This window comes from Bacteroidales bacterium, from assembly GCA_018334875.1.
Taxonomy (GTDB): domain Bacteria; phylum Bacteroidota; class Bacteroidia; order Bacteroidales; family UBA12077; genus JAGXLC01.
This window is the reverse complement of record JAGXLC010000448.1, coordinates 1-3,260: the sequence shown is the minus strand read 5'-3', so window position 1 is coordinate 3,260 and position 3,260 is coordinate 1. Positions and strand designations below refer to the sequence as shown.

At 39.8% G+C, this 3,260-nt stretch carries 3 protein-coding genes; 2 read left to right on the top strand and 1 reads right to left on the bottom strand.

Annotation, left to right across the window (positions count from 1 at the left end; genetic code table 11):
• Positions 1–586 (top strand): DUF4382 domain-containing protein (locus tag KGY70_19610; GenBank protein MBS3777411.1); only part of this gene is annotated, 586 nt, incomplete at its 5' end.
• A gap of 316 nt (positions 587–902) precedes the next feature.
• Here the strand turns inward: KGY70_19610 and KGY70_19605 are convergent.
• Positions 903–1,856: a hypothetical protein gene (locus tag KGY70_19605; GenBank protein MBS3777410.1), complete on the bottom strand. Its 954-nt coding sequence runs from the start codon at positions 1,854–1,856 to the stop codon at positions 903–905.
• An 826-nt stretch (positions 1,857–2,682) separates the two neighbouring features.
• Here KGY70_19605 and KGY70_19600 point away from each other — a divergent pair.
• A partial coding sequence (locus KGY70_19600) for a phage integrase N-terminal SAM-like domain-containing protein (GenBank protein ID MBS3777409.1) occupies positions 2,683–3,260 on the top strand: 578 nt, incomplete at its 3' end.

Genomic DNA, 3,260 nt, shown 5'->3' with positions numbered 1-3,260 from the left:
TGCAGAGGGAGTAGTTATAGAAAGTTTTAAAATCAATATTGAGGAGATTGAGATAGAGTTTGACGACGATGACCCCTTATTTGAAACCGATTCATTTGCTGACGATCATGAGTTAGATGGTCCCTTTGAAATAGACCTGATGAAGGATGGTAATGCCCTCGAAACTACCATTGTGAACGATTTAGAACTACCATCGGCAGCTTACGAGGAAATAGAATTTGAGTTCAGTGAGAGTGAAAATTCTACCTCTGATATGTATGGTAAATCAATATGGATTGAGGGTACAATTGACGGTACATCATTCATTTTCTGGTCGGATGAAGAAAATGAGGTTGAAATTGAATTTGATGAGCTTGTAAATCTTGATGAAGCCCGCAAAGCTGTATTAAAAGTGTCATTTGAGTTAGGAACCCTATTTGACCCCGAAGCGGGTGGTATTGACATTACCTCCGCCACAGACGGTAACGAAGATGGTACCATTGAAATATACCCTGAGGACCCTGATGGAAACAGCGACCTGGCAGATTTAATTTGCGAAAAAATTGAAGATATAATTGAGGCCTTTGAAGAAGATGAGGACGATTAGAATTAATGGGAGGGTATGTTCAACAAACACTAGAAACATAACATCGGATATATTCAGCAGCGGGTGATGCAGAAGCTTATGGTTTTTTAAAGTCAATAAAGGTTTTAATCCAGGTTCTTATACCTGGATTAAAACCGCTGCTGAACATATGCGACACCATTCAAGATAACCTTTAAGCGTAAACAGCTACTGCCGGGGTATGGGATTGAGCTTCGAAAGCAAACTTAATATTGGGGCATTAATTTTTAAACCTGTTGGTGCAGCACCGGTATTGCGTTAAAGACAAGCCAGCAACTGTGATGCGTTTCTCTTTATATTATTTCTGTGAAAACCTGCTAACAGCAATTTGCTTTGTGGCATCTTTCTGTGAACTCCAAATATGTAGATTACCTTCCTTGTCCACATGCAGTCCGGCCGCTGATCCAAAGTCAGCTCCATTTCCACCATGAAACCTCTTGGTACAGACCTTCTCCATGACAGGCTTAAAACGTCCATTTTTGCTTATGAGGATAAGATCAGCATAATTTATTGCTTCTTTTTTGTAAAATGCAACAGCATAAATTGCTTGTTTATCCTTGATTAAGTTGATGGATTGATAGCCCGGCCAGTTATCCGGCGCATTAAAACTTTTTAGAAAGTGGTGTCTGCTATTTATTAAATCCAAGTGATAAAAGTCCCAATTGCGACTGTCCCAATTTCCAATCACTGCTAAATATCCATCTTCGATTGCCAGTAAGCCTGTGGCTCCGGCAGTTTTCCGCTCAGGTTCACCTTCACGCGATATCGTTACATCCGGATGGGCCTTATAAAAATTATCATTTAGGTAATTATATATGCAAACCCTGGAAGTCCGTTTCGTATAGTTGTCTTCAATGCCTGCAATAACATATTGGCTGGTCGCTTGTATACCTCCAGCATGCCGATAAGGATCTGACATCAACGGAATGAGTTTGTCAACTTTTCTTGTGTCAATATCTGCCTGGATAATGTAAGCCGTAGTATGAGAGCTCCCGGAAATCAACAATTTTTCTTCATCGTTTTTTTCAATATACTGTATACCCTGCAGATGACCGTTAGTAGTCGGTACTTTTATTTTGTTATCCAAAAGTATCGTTTTCGGTTTGAAATTCAATTCTTCAAATGCTTTAGGAACATTATCCATCTCCTGACCCACAGTCATACGAATGTAAAACTGGGAGAGCACAATCAAAGATCCTATTAAACAGTATCTACGATGCATGATATCTTCTTGGCTTAGCTTTAGTTTCATTCCGGCCGAAACGGAGTGAATAGCCGGAATCTATACCTATAATTTAATAGACTTTATATAATCTTAAATGCAATATTAATATAAATTACTATTTTAGTCAAATTTCTGCATATTTTTTCTTTATTCTAACGAGATTTTAGATACTTCCGGGGGAACTTAAATTAATTCCTACGTATTTTTTCGGCTTCCTGCATAGGAATAAACCAGTCCTGCAACGCCAGGCGGTCAGCCGCAGGTTTTTAATAGTGTCCTGCAGACTTTTTCATTGCCTTGCCAATATTTTCTGTTATTCCTGCACATTTTCTCTATTTCCCGCATAGTTTCAGGATCATCCTGCAGAAAATGTTCCTCCTCATGCATGGGGATGGATGATTCCGCAAAGGTATGGCCACTCCTGCAGAGGGGTTGCGAAGATTTAACAAAAAAAGGGGTGTCAATTATCCGTGTAACACCCCTTTTTAATCCGTACAGAAAATTTATTACTGAATAATTCGGGTTGGCTTATGGCTCGGCTACTTCACCGGTTTCTTCTTCACTTTCCCTGGCTGTAAGAAAACATCTACAGGATACTATAGGGGGTCTTAACCAACCGATCAGGAATGGCCCTGATTTCATCTAACTTCTTTTCATAATCTTTGTGTTGTTCCATGTCATAAATTTTTCTTATTTTTGAATATGCAGTCTTATCCCATGCAAATATATGTGGGTGAGGGAGCGAAGGCGTGTAAAAAAAACTATATCATTAAGGAATACTTTTTAAGATACTAAGCTTGCCGGATTTTCATTTTTCAGGATTTTTAAATGTTTTTCTGATACCAAAAAGGGGGTGTGGCTGGAAAAACAGCGATGCTGGATGTTCCCCGGGAACAATGAACTGTACAAACAGATCACCGGGATGATTGAAAAAGCAGGTTATGCCTGGTCCAGGATATACGTTTCACCGCCTGAACAGAAACCGCCAAGCAAACGAGCGGTAAAAAAACTACCCCAGGCGTCTGCTGTTCCCGGGGAATTCAAATCCCATTTGAAAGCCTACATGGACTCCATGACACTAAAAAGGCTAAGTCCTAATACAGTAGCTATATACAAGGCGTTTTTCAAGAAATTTCTGGCAGATCACAAGGGTAAAGATATTGATTCGCTGGGTTATCAGGAACTATACAGCTACCTCAAGGAAAGATCTGCCGGGCTTGGGGAAACGCAGCTTAACCAAACCATTGCCTCCATCAAATTTTACTATGAAAAGACCCTGGGCAGGGATAAGATGTTTTTTTATTTGAATGATAATAAACAGATCAAGAAGCAAATTCTTTTCCTCCCCTTCCATGAGATTGAACTGGTTTGTAAAGGTATCAAATCGCCGGGCGATCGGATGCTGTTGTTTTTGGTCTACCATGCCAATCT

What these genes read in the sequence shown, in the direction of transcription:
- KGY70_19605 (MBS3777410.1), bottom strand. Translation starts at nt 1,856, where the DNA reads ATGAAACTAAAGCTAAGCCAAGAAGATATCATGCATCGTAGATACTGT.